Source organism: Vibrio sp. 10N.261.52.A1, from assembly GCF_002876325.1.
Taxonomy (GTDB): domain Bacteria; phylum Pseudomonadota; class Gammaproteobacteria; order Enterobacterales; family Vibrionaceae; genus Vibrio; species Vibrio chagasii.
On the sequence record NZ_MCYD01000837.1, the window covers coordinates 1 to 1,200 of the forward strand.

Annotated in this window: 2 protein-coding genes; both read right to left on the reverse strand. The window is 48.2% G+C overall.

Features of this window, described 5'->3' with window-relative positions; all coding sequences use genetic code 11:
* Nucleotides 1-219 (reverse strand): alpha-hydroxy-acid oxidizing protein (locus BCT81_RS17820; protein ID WP_198596919.1); only part of this gene is annotated, 219 nt, incomplete at its 3' end.
* Between the two features lie 202 nt (nt 220-421).
* The coding region (locus BCT81_RS17825; protein ID WP_133152654.1) for an L-lactate permease at nt 422-1,200 on the reverse strand (779 nt) is incomplete at its 5' end.

Here is a 1,200-nt window from a genome sequence, read left to right on the forward strand (position 1 = left end):
GATTGGCATCGCAAGCTTCTCGCCGAACAGCTCGGTTTCTAAGTTTAGATCCGACATGTTGTTGAGTACGCGTTGTTTTAGCGCAATCTCAGCAAGGTCAGCCGTGTTGCGGCGTAAGGTGTGTTCTCCGTAAGAACCACCATCAATGTAGTGGAAAAGAAACGGAGGTAATTTCGATTTTGCTGCGGCGCGGTAATCAGTCGATGCGGATATGATCATAATTTCAGTCCTAAATTCTTGGGATGTTACTCTTCTTTGAGAGCTTGGTTTGGGCTGCTTTAATTCGGGAAAATGGCGTTAATACCCGTGAGTGTTGATGTGTTCTAGTATCCATCCCGGAACTCATCAACTGTCTTATTAGACGGTGTTGCTGTCGGGGAATTGAGTATTAACGCCAAGTGCTTTGGTGACGACTTATGGCTTACATAAGTGCGTCTGTCATATTGAAGCCGTAGATAACCACTAGGCCGATGATTCCTGTCATCATCAAGTAGTAGAACGTTGGGATAACGGTTTTACGTAGTGTTGCACCTTCATGTCCTAGCAAGCCTACCGTTGCCGAAGCGGCTACTACGTTGTGAATTGCAATCATGTTACCGGCTGCTGCACCAACAGCTTGTAGGGCAACGACGACTGCACTTGAGATAGTCAGGGTTTGCGCTACTTCGAATTGGAACTGGCTAAACATCATGTTTGATACTGTGTTTGAACCCGCAATGAAGGCACCTAGAGCACCCACTGTAGCACTCAATGCAGGGAAAGCAGGGCCCACAAGGTCAGCGGCGAAGTTTGCTGTTGTTACAGGCATACTCGCTAGGTCAGCTGCATTGACGCCAGAGTTGATGAAGATACGAACCATAGGGATGGTGAACACCAGTACAAAACCAGCACCAATCAGTGTTTTGCTTGATTCACCGAACGCTTTTGCCAGTGGCGCTGCGCTGCGGTCTTGAATCAGAACAGCAACCAGCGCAACAAATACTAGGATACCGCCCGGCAGATAAAGAGGTTGAATCGCTGTGCTTACGCCTGTCTCACCAAGGATGTTGCTGAATGAAAGGCTAACGCTCTTCAGTAGGCCTTTGAACTCAGGGCTTACACGGCTAGCAACCAGAGTCACAGCGAGCAGCACGTAAGGTGCCCATGCCATCGCCATGCTCATTTTCTTATGGCTTTGATTGTTGTCATCAAGGTCGATTT